This window comes from Paenibacillus sp. R-74696 (assembly GCF_055814915.1).
Genome location: NZ_JBPULM010000002.1, coordinates 62877 through 77468, shown reverse-complemented (window position 1 = coordinate 77468; position 14592 = coordinate 62877). Strand labels below are relative to the sequence as shown.

Annotated in this window: 13 protein-coding genes; 10 read left to right on the top strand and 3 right to left on the bottom strand. The window is 50.1% G+C overall.

Annotation, left to right across the window (positions count from 1 at the left end; genetic code table 11):
• Positions 1 to 311: 311 nt before the first annotated feature.
• The gene (locus tag ACSR9A_RS00690; protein ID WP_473755095.1) at positions 312 to 1583 is read left to right on the top strand and encodes an MFS transporter; all 1272 of its coding nucleotides are present in this window, start codon (positions 312 to 314) and stop codon (positions 1581 to 1583) included.
• Between the two features lie 34 nt (positions 1584 to 1617).
• On the opposite strand, the gene ACSR9A_RS00685 is transcribed toward ACSR9A_RS00690, so the two are convergent.
• Positions 1618 to 2394, bottom strand: coding sequence for a YheC/YheD family protein (locus tag ACSR9A_RS00685; protein WP_473755094.1), 777 nt, complete (start codon positions 2392 to 2394; stop codon positions 1618 to 1620).
• Positions 2395 to 2477: 83 nt separating this feature from the next.
• A complete protein-coding gene (locus tag ACSR9A_RS00680; protein WP_473755093.1) occupies positions 2478 to 2714 on the bottom strand; it encodes a hypothetical protein in 237 nt (78 codons plus the stop codon).
• 357 nt (positions 2715 to 3071) lie between these two features.
• Between ACSR9A_RS00680 and ACSR9A_RS00675 the strand changes: the two genes are divergently transcribed.
• The 8 genes from ACSR9A_RS00675 (at position 3072) to ACSR9A_RS00640 (ending at position 11934) form a co-directional block, all read left to right on the top strand.
• Positions 3072 to 4091, top strand: coding sequence for a beta-ketoacyl-ACP synthase III (locus ACSR9A_RS00675; protein ID WP_473755092.1), 1020 nt, complete (start codon positions 3072 to 3074; stop codon positions 4089 to 4091).
• Entirely contained in the window at positions 4081 to 5292 is a 1212-nt protein-coding gene (locus ACSR9A_RS00670) for an ATP-grasp domain-containing protein (RefSeq protein ID WP_473755091.1), read from the top strand. The genes ACSR9A_RS00675 and ACSR9A_RS00670 overlap by 11 nt, the downstream gene beginning before the upstream one ends.
• A 17-nt stretch (positions 5293 to 5309) precedes the next feature.
• Entirely contained in the window at positions 5310 to 6308 is a 999-nt protein-coding gene (locus ACSR9A_RS00665; protein ID WP_473755090.1) for an NAD-dependent epimerase/dehydratase family protein, read from the top strand.
• Entirely contained in the window at positions 6305 to 7150 is an 846-nt protein-coding gene (locus ACSR9A_RS00660; protein WP_473755089.1) for an MBL fold metallo-hydrolase, read from the top strand. Before ACSR9A_RS00665 ends, ACSR9A_RS00660 begins: the two co-directional genes overlap by 4 nt.
• The gene (locus tag ACSR9A_RS00655) at positions 7147 to 8460 is read left to right on the top strand and encodes a F390 synthetase-related protein (protein ID WP_473755088.1); all 1314 of its coding nucleotides are present in this window, start codon (positions 7147 to 7149) and stop codon (positions 8458 to 8460) included. Before ACSR9A_RS00660 ends, ACSR9A_RS00655 begins: the two co-directional genes overlap by 4 nt.
• Before the next feature lie 31 nt (positions 8461 to 8491).
• Complete coding sequence (locus ACSR9A_RS00650; protein ID WP_473755087.1) at positions 8492 to 9649, top strand: GNAT family N-acetyltransferase; 1158 nt, start codon at positions 8492 to 8494, stop codon at positions 9647 to 9649.
• Positions 9650 to 9775: 126 nt separating this feature from the next.
• The gene (locus tag ACSR9A_RS00645) at positions 9776 to 10789 is read left to right on the top strand and encodes an HD-GYP domain-containing protein (RefSeq protein WP_473755086.1); all 1014 of its coding nucleotides are present in this window, start codon (positions 9776 to 9778) and stop codon (positions 10787 to 10789) included.
• A 62-nt stretch (positions 10790 to 10851) separates the two neighbouring features.
• The gene (locus ACSR9A_RS00640; RefSeq protein WP_473755085.1) at positions 10852 to 11934 is read left to right on the top strand and encodes a GGDEF domain-containing protein; all 1083 of its coding nucleotides are present in this window, start codon (positions 10852 to 10854) and stop codon (positions 11932 to 11934) included.
• 26 nt (positions 11935 to 11960) lie between these two features.
• On the opposite strand, the gene ACSR9A_RS00635 is transcribed toward ACSR9A_RS00640, so the two are convergent.
• The gene (locus ACSR9A_RS00635) at positions 11961 to 13406 is read right to left on the bottom strand and encodes an aminotransferase-like domain-containing protein (protein WP_473755084.1); all 1446 of its coding nucleotides are present in this window, start codon (positions 13404 to 13406) and stop codon (positions 11961 to 11963) included.
• A gap of 193 nt (positions 13407 to 13599) precedes the next feature.
• On the opposite strand from ACSR9A_RS00635, the gene ACSR9A_RS00630 reads away from it, so the two are divergent.
• Positions 13600 to 14556 (top strand): carbon-nitrogen hydrolase family protein, encoded by a 957-nt coding sequence (locus ACSR9A_RS00630; RefSeq protein ID WP_473755083.1) that lies wholly within the window; start codon positions 13600 to 13602, stop codon positions 14554 to 14556.
• The last annotated feature ends 36 nt before the right edge of the window (positions 14557 to 14592 follow it).

Below are 14592 nucleotides of genomic sequence, written 5' to 3'. Positions count from 1 at the left end.
GTGTAATTCACATCGGAACGTTAGCTTTATATAACAAGCCTGTCACTATTCATGTGGCAGGCTTGTTTATTTTTAAACAAAAACGAGTTTACTATTTGCCTAACTTTATACATAGCCGAAAATCTATGAAAACACTCGTTAACGTCCAATAAATAGCTCCAATCCTCATGAAACGGGCGTACAACAGCGTTTAAGGCTGTTTTCCAAACCGTTAACGCTTTCAGGCAACGTCTGACCGCCGTGCCCTTGTGCTAAAATGAACGGGAAAGATGAAGTTCATGTAAATAGAGAGAGGCAGGGTCAGTATACATATGCGAACATGGCCGAGATTGGACTATTTTTTCAGCAGGGGAGCGGCTATTCCGCCAGAGAGAAGGCTAGGCAGAGAGGCTGTTATCTCAATTGTTATTCATGGTTGTTTTCAATTTGGTGCATCCATGTCCGGTTTGTTTCTTAATTTGTACTTGTGGCGGTTAACGCAGGATTTAACGGTAAATGCGCTTTACAACATCATTGTATTTTTAATGACACCGGTTACGTTTGCGGTAGGGGGATGGATTGCGAAACGTAAAGACCGCATGGTAACCTACAGGATTGGTATTGTTTTAATAGCAGTCTTTTATTTAATGGTCGTTATTACCGGTGAACAGGTCGTTAATTATTATGTTTTGTTTGCCATATGTAATGGTATTGCTGGGGGACTCTATTGGACCGGATATTTAGTTATTCAATATGATGTTTCTACGGAAGCGAATCGGATTCGTTTTCTAGCGCTGAATATGATTGTATTCAATACGGCGGGATTGCTGGGTCCGGCACTGGCCGGATTTATTATTTCCCGGAATGAAGGGCTGCAGGGATACGTTATTATTTTTATGCTCGCCTTCGTTATGTTTGTTATAGCAGCCATTGTGAGCTTTCGGATTCCAATTGTAAAATCACATCACCGTGCTTATTATTTGAAGTTTATGGGTCTTGCAATGAATAAAAACAGGCGATGGTTCAAGGCGCTTGTCAGCTTTTTTATACTCGGACTTTTTCAAGGGATTATGTTGTTTTTACCGAATATTTTATTATTTCAGACGGTGGGGCGTGAGGATCGGGTCGGCTATTTAGGAGTAGCTTTTTCGGCGCTTACCGTGATAACGGGTTATGTCATATCTAGAAAAGCACAGAAGGAGCAAGTGCAGAAATATGTGCTGTTTTCCACAACAGGGGTCGCCATAGGGGCTGCGATGCTGCTCATTGCGGTTGATTTTTGGTCCGTGCTTTTGTTTATGATTTTGTTTTCCATCTGCAATCCGCTTGCAGTCAATACATTGACCTCTTATTATTACCGGCTAATTGGCACGCTTCCTCTTAAAGGACAACTGCGTGTAGAATGCGTCGTGATGCGCGAGTTGTTTCTGAATGTCGGCAGAGTTGTGTCGATTGGCTGCTTAATCTTGTTTGCTGGCGATGTGACGTCTGTCTGGCTGCCGGTTGTGCTGTTCGGGGCTGCACTCGCACAATATTTGCTGTCTTTGTTAATTAGCGAGAAGCAGCCCGATCAAGCAAAGGTTTCTGAACGTACAGGAGGCTAGAGCGCTTTTTAAAAACAGGCAGTCGAAGACTAAATTAATCGTCTTTACGGCCATAGCTTCGGGCAAATTGCATGATCCGGTTGTAGGCGCGGCGATCGATCCATTTTAACGGACGAAATTGGGGATGATTGGAATTGACCTCCAGTATCCACAGATGCATGTTGCGATCCAAGGCAAAATCGATGCCCATTTCAAACATGCCCGCTTTATGCTTGCTGAGAGCACGGGCCACTGTCAATGAGTGCCGAGTCAATCGGCTAATGAGCTCGGCTCCTTTTGCATCTTCATATCCTTTGTGCTGCAGCAGCTTCTGCATCGTCCAAATTTCTCCGCCTTGATGATAGTTGGTAACAATTTTGCCTTTGGCACCCACTTTAATAAGGAAGCCGGTAAAGGTCCATAGGCCACCCGGTTTTCGCTGCACCATGGCACGAATATCGTAGGGACGATTTTCAACCTGATCGAGGCTAATCGCTTGCTGAATAATAAGACGGGAAGGCGTGGCAGGCAACAAATCACCATAAATGTCTGTTAAGCTGGGAAAAAATTTGGATAGCTGCTTTTTGCTTTTTGTATAGAGCAGCTCGTAGCCATCTTTTTTTGGCTCAAGCTTATGCACACCAACGCCAAGCGAGCCGATATTTGGCTTAATATATAGCGTGTGATGGGCAGCAGCCATCATCTTTAGATTGGATAAGGTGAAGCTCGCAGTGCTTGGTATGAGCGATTTAGTTGAAGCATTTTTTTGCAAAAAACGACACACCCGCAGCTTGCCGCGGATGGTCGCGCTGCGATACGTTTTCGTATACATCGTTGTCACCTCGTAGCCATTGTATGATAGCAGGAAGCAACGTAATTGTACGGATAACCAGAATGCTTACTAAAATAACGAAATCAGCAAAAGCCCTCCATCGCTTGAGTCAAGCGGAGGAGGGCTTTTGCCTGATGGGAGGAGAGCCCGATGTTCAGTTGCCAAACATTTTGCAGAGCTGGGCGAAGGAGGAATATTTCCTCGGCAATATTTTTAAGCGCGAGCAGTTGCTCCTGCACGTAATAACTAGCATTTTCCAGGGCAAGCCAATTAATAGATTCTAGGGCGTGTCTGAAAACCCGTTCAGTGGCACCTTTCACCGCCTTTTCGCCCCCTGCTTCGTTCCGTTTGCTTGACGTACCCTCGGTACGCCTTCACAAGCGCGCCTTGCATGGAACGAAAATTCGGCAATATTAGCTGTCCTCAGAGTTCTCAGACACACCCTAGCATATTGTAAGGTATATTGCTAAATGATCATTGTAATCATGAGCGAGCGCTCAACAATAAAAGCGTTAAACGGGAATTTAATACCATTTAATGTAAAATATGAAAACGAACTGCAGTCAAAAAGGGTACTAATAAAATTTGGTACTATGTCCAGCTATACTCCATCTAGTAAGATAAAGTAGAAATACACGTTAGGATAGACAACAAGCTAATAGATGGCGGTGAGGGTTATGCATGCAAGAAATAGACATAAGCAACAACGGAATATACGAATATGGGGTACAGGCTCCTATTTGCCGCCTCAAGAGGTGACAGCTGAGCAGCTGGACGAAAAACTGAATAAGCCGCAAGGCTGGGTATATAAAAAATCAGGCGTGAAAATCAGGCATTACGCTGCTGGAGAATCCGCGTCCGTCATGGGCGCAAAGGCAGCCTTTGCGGCTTTGGAGGCTGCAGGTCTTGAACTCGGCGACATGGACTGCATCATTTGTGCCAATGCGATTCCCGAGCAGCTTATTCCGTGCACGGCGGCGCTTATTCAAGATGAGATGTGGGCGGGCGAATCGGGTATACCCTGCTTTGACATTAATACAACCTGCTTGTCGTTTCTAGCGGCGCTTGATATGGTGTCTTATATGATAGAAGCGGGCAGATACGACACTGTGCTGCTCGTATCGCCGGAAATTGCATCAAGCGGCCTTAATGATAAGCATCCCGAAAGCGCGACGCTGTTCGGTGACGGGGCAGCAGCAGTAGTCATTGGCAGAAGTGGTGAAGGAGAAAGCTCAGCGATTATCGCGTCCCGTATGGAAACGTACGGCTCGGGACGCGAGCTTTCGGAAATTCGCGGTGGGGGCTCAGGACTGCCTTCTACACAGTACGAGGCGGCTAATGCGGAGCAATATTTGTTTGCGATGCAGGGCGAGGCGCTGTTTCGCAAAACGTCGAAGCTGCTGCCCGAGTTTATCCAGCGGCTCTTTCAGGAAGCTGGCATCGATATGTCCGAGCTGAAGCTCGTTGTACCGCATCAGGGCAGTGCCCTCGCGATGCGGCTGCTGCAGAAAAAGCTGGGCATTGCACCCGAGCAGTTTATGAATATTATCGAAAATCATGGCAATATGATTGCGGCTTCGCTGCCGATGGGCATTCATCTGGCCGTTCAGCAGGGCCGCTTGCAGCGCGGTGACCGCTTTGCGCTCATTGGCATTTCGGCGGGCATTTCGTTAGGCGGGATGATTATTGAATATTAAAGCAGGTGAGGAGCAGGGAGCATGCATCGGTCGGCGTATCCTCATTACGGGAGGGAGGGCGCCAGCTGCGCTGGATTTAGCCCGCCAGCTGGCGGAGCAGGGCTACGAGGTTTATGCAGCGGACAGTATGGCGAGTCCGCTCATTCGTTTTTCAAACTGCATTAAGCGTTATGATTTGCTGCCCGCTCCACGAGTAAACGAAGCGGCATTTGGCAAAGCGCTTGCGGCCATTGTGAAAAAGTACGGCATTGAGCTGCTCATTCCAACTTGCGAGGAAATTTATTATATTGCCAAGCTGCGAGGCAAGCTCGGAGACTGCTTAGTTTTCACCGATGAAGCGGAAAAGCTGGCCGCGCTGCACAGCAAATGGACGTTCATCGAGACGGTGCGAGAGGCAGGGCTTGCTGCACCAGAGACGAAGCAGCTTCGCTCCTACGCTGAGCTTCAGCAGCTGCATGACCCTGCTTCAAAGCAAGTATGGGTGTTAAAGCCGGTCTATTCCCGCTTCGCAACCAAAGTGCAAATATGGCGGGCAAGCGAATTGCCGCCTCCTGCTGCGGAGCTGGAGCTGTCTGCCGCTTGCCCTTGGGTCGCCCAAGCTTTCGTTGCGGGACGTGAATATTGCACGTATTCAATTGCAAAGAGAGGCAAGCTGCTGGCCTATGCGGATTATGCCGTTGATTTTACGGCTGGACGGGGAGCCAGCACCTTTTTTAAGCCATGCCATCAGCCGCAGCTGCGGCAATGGGTGGAGACGTTCGCCGCGCATACGCAGTTTACAGGCCAAATCGCTTTTGATTTTATAATAGGGGAGAGCGGCGAGGTATGGCCACTTGAGTGCAATCCGCGAGCGACGAGCGGATTGCATCTGTTCAGCAAGCGCGACCGGCTCGGCCGCGCCTTGTGGGGGGCAGGCCAGCCCAGCAGCACCATTGTGCCGCAGCAATCGCGGGGCAAAATGATTGCGGCAGCAATGCTGGCCTATGGGCTTTCGCAGCAGCGGCGTCAGCGCGGGCTATGGCGCGGCGGCTGGCATTGGCTGGCGAGCATGGCAAGCGGCCGCGATGTTATTTTTAGCTGGAAGGACCCCGGTCCATTTCTTATGCAAGGTTATGTCTGGCTTGATTTATGGCGGCGGGCCCGCAAGGCGGAGCAGCCGCTTATTGCTTTTACAACTTCCGATATCGAATGGAATGGATGAGAAAGGAGGAGGCGAGGATGAACATACTGGTGACAGGCGCAACCGGGTTTTTAGGAGAAAATGCGGTCAATCGGCTGCTGAAGGAAGGCCATTCGGTGACGGCGGCCGGGCGTAACCAAGAGGCGGGAGAACGGCTTATCGAGGCGGGAGCGACATTTTTACAGCTTGATTTAGCAACAAGTCAAATGGGAGAAGCGATTGCCGGGCATGACGCTGTGTTTCATTGCGGCGCCTTGTCTGCGCCTTGGGGCAAATACCGTGATTTCTATGCATCCAATGTCATTGGCACACGCAATGTCATACAAGGCTGTCTTAAACATAAAGTCCAGCGGCTGGTGCATGTGTCAACGCCTTCAATCTATTTTGACTATCGTCATCGCTTTAATATTGCTGAGCATGAGCCGCTGCCGAAATCGGCGGTCAATCATTATGCCGCGACGAAGCTGCTTGCCGAGCAAGAGGTTGATCGCGCTTATCGAGAGCAGGGGCTGCGCGTGGTAACGATTCGGCCGCGTGCGCTGTTCGGGCCGGGTGATACGGCGATTTTTCCAAGGCTGCTGCGGGCAAATGACAAACGGTTTATTCCGATGTTCGGAAGCGGCCAGCCGCTTGTCGATATCACGTATGTGGATAATGTAACGGAAGCGCTCATGCGCTGCCTATACGCCGATCCGATTGTGCTCGGACAGAAATATAATATTACGAATGGCGAGCCTGTGCAGCTGTGGGAAGCTATGACTAGGCTGTTTGAATTGCTGAATAAACCGATGCGGACCAAAAAGATTGCTTATCCTGCGGCGTACAGTACGGCCTCCTTACTTGAGCTGGCGGCGAAGCTGCCGGGGCTCGCCCAAGAACCGCTGCTGACCCGTTATACGGTCGGCATTCTTGCATTCAGCCAAACGCTAAGCATTGAGAAGGCGCAGCGGGAGCTAGGCTATCGGCCACTCGTGAGCGTCGAGGAAGGACTCAGGCGGTTCGCTGCCTGGTGGAAAGAGCAGGAGGAAATGCGATGAAGATGACCTTTCATAATACGGGCTATTGCAAGCAACTGGAAGCGCTGGCGATTAGCGGGGGGAGCTGGCGGCAGCAAGCGTTTCCGGGTATTTTTGCTATAATGGAACATCCTGTGCTGGGGCCGGTATTATTTGATACCGGCTATTCGCCGCGCTTTCTCGAAGCAACGAAGCGGCTGCCTTATGCGCTTTATCGCTGGACGACACCCGTTACGCTTGCCGGGGAGCGCTCGGCGGCGGAGCATGTGCAGGCGGCAGGCTATTCGCCTCGCGAGGTCAAGCATATTATCGTCTCGCATTTTCATGCCGACCATGTTTGCGGCTTGCGAGATTTTCCCGAGGCGACGTTTATTTGCTCGAAGCTAGGGTATGAGGCTGTCCAGCATCTGAACGGCTTTGCAGCGGTTAAAAAAGCTTTTTTGCCAGAGCTGCTGCCGCCTGATTTCGCGAAGCGATCGCGCTGGATCGAGCAGTCTAAGCAGGTGGAGCTGCCATCGAAGTACGCCCCTTTTCACAGCGGGTACGATTTATTTAATGATGGAAGTGTAACAGCTATCCGTTTGTCTGGCCATGCGACGGGCCAATTCGGATTGCTTCTGCAGGGCGATACGGGGCAGGAGCTGCTGCTTGGCGCCGACGCCAGCTGGTCGGAGGCTGCGGTGCGGGATAATCGCCCGCCTCATCCACTAGCCTCCATTGTGTTCGACAATAAGGCGGAGTTTAAGGAGACGTTTGACCGTCTCGTCGAGCTGAAACGCCGAAATCCAGAGCTGCAGCAAATTTTCACGCATTGCGAGGAAACGTGGAAACGCTGCACACTGTGGCAGGAGGCGGGAGCATGAGAGTATTAAGGCTGCTGGTCTATTATGTGCTGACAAGGCTTCGCGCCCGGCGGTTTCGCAGCCGGAAGGCGCTGGAGGCTTGGCAGCACCGCAAGGTTGTGGCTCTTGTGAAGCGAGTACGCAAGCAATCGCCCTTTTACCGAAGCTATTATCAAGGGCTGGATGCACAAAATTGGCACAGCTTCCCGATGATCGATAAAGCGGTGCTGATGGATCATTTTGACCGGCTGAATACGGCGGGTATTACGAAGGAGGAAGCATTCCGAATCGCAATGCGCGCCGAGCGGGAACGGGATTTCTCGGCGCAAATCGGCGATATTGCGGTTGGACTGTCGTCAGGCACATCAGGCAGCCGCGGCTTGTTTCTAGTTAGTGCCAAGGAACGCGCAGCTTGGGCGGGGACGGTGCTGGCAAAGGCGCTGCCCGCATCGCTGCTTGTACGGCAGCGGATCGCTTTTTTTCTGCGGGCGGACAGCCATTTGTATCAAAGCGTACGCTCCAAGCGGCTGCAATTCCGTTTTTACGATATGATCCATCCTGTGGAGGACAATGTGCGGATGTTAAGCGACCAGCAGCCGACGCTGCTGGTTGCACCGCCTTCCATGCTGCGATTGCTCGCTGAAGCGCAGCTTGCCGGAGAGTTGTCCATTGCCCCTGTAAAAGTAATCTCGGTTGCAGAAGTGCTTGAGCCGCTGGACAAGCGGCTTATTGAGCAGGCTTTCGGCGTACGCGTCGATCAAATCTATCAATGCACAGAAGGCTTCCTCGCTGCAACCTGCCCACAGGGAACCCTGCATCTGAACGAGGATATACTCGTTATTGAGAAGGAATATGTGGACGAGGAGCAGCGTCTATTTTCGCCGATCATCACGGATTTTTCCCGGGCCACCCAGCCTATCGTGCGATATCGGCTTAATGATTTGTTGACGGAGGCAAAGCAGCCTTGTGCTTGCGGCTCCAGCTTTACGGCAATTGTCTCTATTGAAGGCAGGACGGATGATTTATTTTATGGACGCGATGCACAGACGCAGCGGCTGGTGCCGATTTTTCCCGATTTTATAAGACGGGCAGTCATTATGACCTCAGAGCGGATTAAGGAATACAAGGTTGTGCAGCAGTCGGATCGGCAGCTGGAAGTAGCCCTGCGTACAGAAGGAGCGCCAGATGAGCTGCAGCCAGAGCTTGCCGCTGCGCTGTCCAAGCTGTTTACTTCACGCGGCTGCATCGAGCCGCTGATTTCCTTTATCCCTTATGAAGCGAATGAGGGGCTGCGCAAGCTGCGGCGGGTGGAGCGAAAGTGGAGCCTTTAGAATAGACGAAGGAAGGAAAGGAGGGGCAGCTTTGCACCTATCAAAGACGATCGTTAAAGAGCTGAACCTTGCAGAAATAACTGAACTACACTTAACAAAACAGGGGAAACGAAATAAAGCGGCAGAATATTTGCTTCCTTTGATGCAAAACGGGGTAAATTTATTTATCCACAACGTGCGCACGGAGCTGCGGCTGCTGCAAGCGGGCCAGGCTTGGCTGCCTATGACGGTTAATGAGCAGGAGTATGACAATTCCTACGTGTGCTCCCCCTATGGAACGTATGTCAAGTATGCGGAAGAGGAGCTTTATTTGTTGGAAAATCGGCTGCTGCGCTTCCTGTGCGGCTCCTTGCTTAAAGCGATTGCCCCGCTGCTTCGTCTGGCGAAAATCGACCGAAACGTCCATGTGAACAACTGGCTGCTTTCAACGAATTTGTATACCGAGCTTAGTGGGGAAGAGCTTGCGGGGGCCACACAGACGTTAACAGCAAGCTATCCGGAGCATGCGATTATTTATCGTTCGCTCAACAAGCGCACGAATGGGGAACTGATGGAGCAATTGCTGCGTCAGGGCTATGTGCTGGTGCCCAGCCGGCAGGTTTATTTTTTCAATGGTGCCGATCCGTTGTACTTGAAGAAAAAAAATACGAAGTGGGATCGCAAGCTGCTCGCCCAGTCTGACTATCGTATCGTCGCGCATGCTGAGCTTGGAGAAGCGGATTATGAGCGTATTGCTCAGCTGTATGACCTATTGTATATTGGAAAATATTCGGAGCTCAATCCTAAGTTTACAGCTGAATACATCCGCCACTGCCATCAGAAGGGACTGCTGGAAATGACCGGTCTCCGCGATGAGCAAGGGATTTTGCAAGGCGTAATGGGCTGCTTTATTCATGGCGAGGTTATGTCGGTACCGTTAGTTGGCTACAATACGGCGCTTGCCCAAAGTAACGGTCTCTACCGGATGCTGATGCACTTGGCGATGCAGACTGCAGCGGATCGCGGACAGCTGCTGCATCTCAGCTCTGGCGCGGCTGAGTTTAAGCGCGTTCGCGGAGCAGAAGCGGAAATGGAATACAGCGCCGTTTACATCGTGCATCTATCGGCTGGGAGGAGAGCGGTTTGGCGCGGACTTAGCAAGCTTTTATTGACAGTAGGCGTTCCGCTAATGAGAAGATATAAGCTGTAAGCAGAAAGTTTCCGCTGTTTGAGGAGATCATATAATTAAATTCAAAAAAGTTTCAAACCTGTAAAGTATAATAGAAGAGAACGCATAAATACATATTCTTCTATTGAGAGCGCAGGTGTTTTGAAGATGGACAACGGCAATCAATTGTTTTTGGGAAAGCAGCTGGCTCAGGATTTGTTTAATCATCATGGGGTGCTTGTTGCTCCTGCTCATACCGTATTGGATCAGGAACAGCTCGACTTGATTTTTCGTCATGCGATTGAACTGGAAGAAAGAGATATTAAGCGGGACAAGGGGAAATCGCAGGCACAGGGAAAAATGGACGGCTGTACACTGTATATGGCGGAGCTTTTCGAGCAAATTCGTTATGCGAAGCAAATTCCAGTGCTGCAGATCCGGGAAAAAATCATACCTTCTATTAACGAGCTGTCGGAGACTCCTGATTTTTATGAATTGCTGGGTGCTTTGCAATCCAAAGATGATTATTCTTACCGCCATAATATAGGCGTAGGTGTATTATCTACATTAATTGGTAAATGGATGGATATGGATGAGCGCGATCTCATGCAGCTTACGATGGCAGGTACTCTCCATGATATTGGCAAAACGAAAATACCAAATGAAATTTTGAACAAGCCGGCATCGCTTGATACGAAAGAGTTTGAACTGATGAAAAAGCATACGATTTTTGGCTATGAGCTGCTTAAAGACACCGTTGGCATTAATCATGTCCAAGCTTTGGTAGCGCTTCAGCATCATGAACGACAAGATGGTAGCGGTTACCCGCTTGGCTTGCGCTCTGAGCAAATCGCCCCGCTTAGCAAAATCGTAGCGGTAGCTGATGTTTTTCATGCGATGACCTCAGATCGGCCCTATCGCAAGGCACTACCTTTTTACGAGACGCTTATCCAAATGAACAAAAATATTTTTGGCGAGTTTGATCCGCAAATCAGCAAGCTATTTATGGACAAAATGATGCAGTCGATGCTGGGGCATCAGGTGCTGCTCACCAACAATGAAATCGGCTCGATCGTATTGATCAATCCACAAAATGCTCTAAGACCGTTAGTGAAAATGAATGACAACTTTATTGATTTAAGCCGAGATACGAGTTTGCATATTCTCAAAGTTGCGCCTTGAGGCACGCCACATGCTAATCCTGTGGAAAATGCCGTCGCAGCAAGGTAGGTAAGGGACATCTTATGACAATAATAACGATTTTATCCGTAACTTTCACATTGTTTTTTTTCAGCAAGCAGCTTATAAATGCTTTGCTTCATATGGATTTATTGCGCTTTGAATTTAGAAAGAGGCTCATGTTTGGCGTGGTATATGGTGTTTGCGGCATCTTAATTATGTTTTTTGGAGTGCCTGTATCCGATCACGGCATTATTGATTTTAGATATTTCTTTATTATTATCGCTGCCTATTATGGTGGCCTACATGCGTCTATATTGGCATCTGTGCTTATAGCAGGGGGACGGGCACTGTTGTTTGGCGGCTTGAATGAGGCATCCATTACTGCTGGAGCTTTCATTCTCTTGCTTGGAGTGCTTTCAGGCATCATTTTTGCATACAAGCGCTTTGGTGGGTATTGGGCAAAATGGAGTGTTTCTTTGCTGGTGCTAATGGCGCTGCTTTATGGAAATTCTTGGTTTACATATGGATTAGAATGGTCCAGCTCACTCTATAAATTCCTGTTTCCACCGATGCTTGCCAGCGGCCTTATCGTCGCTTATTGCGTACGTTATTTAACGCAGCGCGATGAGCTGTTCCAGCAGAAGGACCAGGAAGCGACAACGGATTTTCTTACTCAGCTGGCCAATGTCAGAGCATTCGACGCGGCGTTTAACCGCTTGTTTATGCAGGCGGAGAGCGGCAAGGAGCCGCTGGCTCTGCTGTTTCTGGATATTGATTATTTCAAAAAGATTAATGATACCTACGGCCATCCCGCAGGAGATGCCGTTTTGCGCGAGCTTGCTGCTATCGTTAGGCGCACGATTCGGGCAGAAGATGTAGCCTCGCGCTATGGGGGCGAAGAGTTTTCAATTTTGCTGCCTAATTGTTCGCCATCCGGTGCTTATGCTCTTGCGGAAAATTTACGCAGTACGATTCAGAAATGTCAAATTGTCGTTAATGACAAGCAATCGGTAGGCGTGACGGTCTCGATCGGCATTGCCTGCTACCCGGAGGTTGGACAGGAGTTTTTAATTGATTATGCCGATCAGGCCTTGTATCAGGCGAAGCTTTCCGGCAGAAATAAGACAATCTTGTGGCGTTCCTAAAGCAGCCTGGCGCCAGCCCCACGGCTCTAGCCTTTCCGGGCCAAGCTGGCGCGCAGTGCAGCGGCCAAGCGTTCGATTCCCGATTCCATTTGCTCTGGCTCCGGCCGGGCATAGCTTAGACGGATGAAGCCCTCCACCGAGCCATAGACGCTGCCCGGAACAAACACGACCCCTCTCTGAATGCTTTCTTCCAGCAAGCGATGATCACTGATGTTCTCCTTTGATTTACACCATAGGTTAAGCCCTCCAGGCTGCGCTGTAAAAGCAAGCCGCTCTTGAAAATAATGCTCAAGCGCACCAATCATTCGCTGCTGCTTGGCCTTAAGCGCCAATTGCAACGTTTGCAAATGCAGCGGAAATCCTTCTGAAGCAAGCAGACGGCCAGCCAGCCACTGAGGCAAAATACTAAGGCCAAAGTCCATCTGCTGTCTGGCATCGGCGAGGCGGTTCACGACCGTTTGTGGGGCGACCAGCCAGCCGATTCGCAGGCCTGATGCGGCGATTTTGGATAACGAGCCAATATAGAGCACGATATCCTCTTTGTCCAGCGCCTTTAGTGTTGGCAATGCCTGATTGTGAAAGGAAGTCAGGCTGAACGGATCATCCTCTACAATAGGAATACGCAGCTCGGCAGCTATGGCTAATACACGCTGCCTTTTTTCCATGCTCAAAGAAGTGCCTGTCGGATTTTGATAGTTGGGATTGAGAAACAGCATGCGAATGCGATGCTCGCGGTACAATCGCGCAATATCATCAGGATCAATGCCGTCATGATGAACCGGGAGGCGGCAAATACGCAGTCCTGCAGATTGAAACATCGGCAGCGAATAGCAATAGGAGGGATCCTCGATTGCAACGGCATCGCCTGGGGCAAGGAGACATTGCGTAATTAAATAGAGCGACTGCTGCGAGCCGGAGGTAACGAGAATAGAAGCCTCTGGAGCAGCAATGCCCTGCTTTCGCAAAAAAGCGCTCAGCTCCACACGCAGCTGCGGATTGCCTTGTGGATGATCATAGCCGAGCGGCTCCATGAAAGGCTGCTCCTGCATAATAGATTGGAGCAGTGTGCTTGGAAACAGCGGCTCTGCCAGCTCGCCGCTCGCCATGTCAATCATTTGGCCGTGGTGGAGCATCGATGAACGAATGCGTCTCATAAATGGCAAATTAGGCAGGAAGCTGCCTCCTTCTGCATATTGGCGCCAATTCGGCGTTTGTGACGGAGATATCCCCCACTTACTGCGGCTTACGGTTGTGCCGCTCCCCACTTTGCTTTCCACTAAGCCGGCTGAGCGCAGCTCGGCATAAGCCTGTATAATGGTGCTGCGATTAACGCCTAATTGCTCTGCCAGTCTTCGTTCGGAGGGAAGCGGGCTGCCTGGCGGATATTCGCCCGAAGCAATGCTGCGTTCCAGCAGCTCGGCAATTTGCAAGTAAACAGGTGTTTTTAAATTTCGATCCAGCCTCCATGTCATGCCATACACCCCGTTCCTTGTCGATTGGTCTGATTTGGATTTGTTTATTTATTATAGTACCACTTGTTCGAATTGGATGGTTATTTTAGTCGGTAAATGGATGGTTACTTTAACAGCCAATCCCCTTATGATGAAATATAAGAGAAGCGGCTGGCCATGTAGCGGCAGTTGATTTAGGCAGGGGGATGAACCCATGGAACAGCAAAAGGTGAAAGTTGGCGTAGTACAGGCTGCGCCTAGTTTATTGGATAAGCAGTCGGCGTTCACACAAATAGCCGCATATGCCGGCGAGGCAAGTAGGCAGGGAGTCAAGCTGCTGGTGTTTCCCGAAGTATTTGTATCTGGTTATCCGCGCGGCATGACGTTTGGAAATCGCGTAGGAAGCCGGACAGCGGAGGGAAGGGAAGACTTTCGCCGTTATTCGGAAAGCGCAATGACGATTCCAGGCGAGGATACCGAGCTGTTAGGGGAGATTGCCGCCGATAATGGCATATATCTAATCGTTGGTGCGCTAGAGCGTGACCAGGAATTTAGCGGAGCTACATTGTACAATTCAATCGTCTATGTGGGGCCGGACGGCAGGCTGCTTGGCAAACATCGGAAGCTTATTCCTACAGCCGCGGAGCGTCTGCTCTGGGGGCAAGGCGATGGCAGCACGCTAACGGTTATCCAAACCCCTTTTGGACGAATAGGCGGCTTGATTTGCTGGGAAAACTACATGCCGCTGGCTCGGACCGCCATGTATGCGAAAGGGATAGACCTTTTTATAACACCTACTGCGGATGCCCGCGATACGTGGCAATCGACGATTCGCCATATCGCCTGCGAAGGCCGCTGCTATGTGCTGTCGAGCAATCAGTTTGCTACGAAGTCCTTATATCCGAAGGATTTGGCTAGTTTTGCCGAGCTGGAGCAGATGGATGAGGTGCTGAGCAGGGGCGGCAGTGCTATTGTTGGACCGTTAGGAGAATATATCGTTGAGCCTGTTTATGGGCGGGAGGCACTGCTCGTGGCAGAGCTGGATATGATAAAAATCGCCGAAAGCCGTTTTGACTTTGATGTGGTCGGGCATTACAGCCGGCCGGATGTGTTTCAGCTGCATGTTAATGAAGCCAAGCAGTCGAATGTACTTTTTAAGAGCGGAATTTAATGGGATAGTGCGGCGGTATAGAAGTATAGCTTTATA

What these genes read in the sequence shown, in the direction of transcription:
- ACSR9A_RS00690 (WP_473755095.1), top strand. Translation starts at nt 312, where the DNA reads ATGCGAACATGGCCGAGATTGGACTATTTTTTCAGCAGGGGAGCGGCT.
- ACSR9A_RS00685 (WP_473755094.1), bottom strand. Translation starts at nt 2,394, where the DNA reads ATGTATACGAAAACGTATCGCAGCGCGACCATCCGCGGCAAGCTGCGG.
- ACSR9A_RS00675 (WP_473755092.1), top strand. Translation starts at nt 3,072, where the DNA reads ATGCATGCAAGAAATAGACATAAGCAACAACGGAATATACGAATATGG.
- ACSR9A_RS00665 (WP_473755090.1), top strand. Translation starts at nt 5,310, where the DNA reads ATGAACATACTGGTGACAGGCGCAACCGGGTTTTTAGGAGAAAATGCG.
- ACSR9A_RS00660 (WP_473755089.1), top strand. Translation starts at nt 6,305, where the DNA reads ATGAAGATGACCTTTCATAATACGGGCTATTGCAAGCAACTGGAAGCG.
- ACSR9A_RS00655 (WP_473755088.1), top strand. Translation starts at nt 7,147, where the DNA reads ATGAGAGTATTAAGGCTGCTGGTCTATTATGTGCTGACAAGGCTTCGC.
- ACSR9A_RS00645 (WP_473755086.1), top strand. Translation starts at nt 9,776, where the DNA reads ATGGACAACGGCAATCAATTGTTTTTGGGAAAGCAGCTGGCTCAGGAT.
- ACSR9A_RS00640 (WP_473755085.1), top strand. Translation starts at nt 10,852, where the DNA reads ATGACAATAATAACGATTTTATCCGTAACTTTCACATTGTTTTTTTTC.
- ACSR9A_RS00635 (WP_473755084.1), bottom strand. Translation starts at nt 13,406, where the DNA reads ATGACATGGAGGCTGGATCGAAATTTAAAAACACCTGTTTACTTGCAA.
- ACSR9A_RS00630 (WP_473755083.1), top strand. Translation starts at nt 13,600, where the DNA reads ATGGAACAGCAAAAGGTGAAAGTTGGCGTAGTACAGGCTGCGCCTAGT.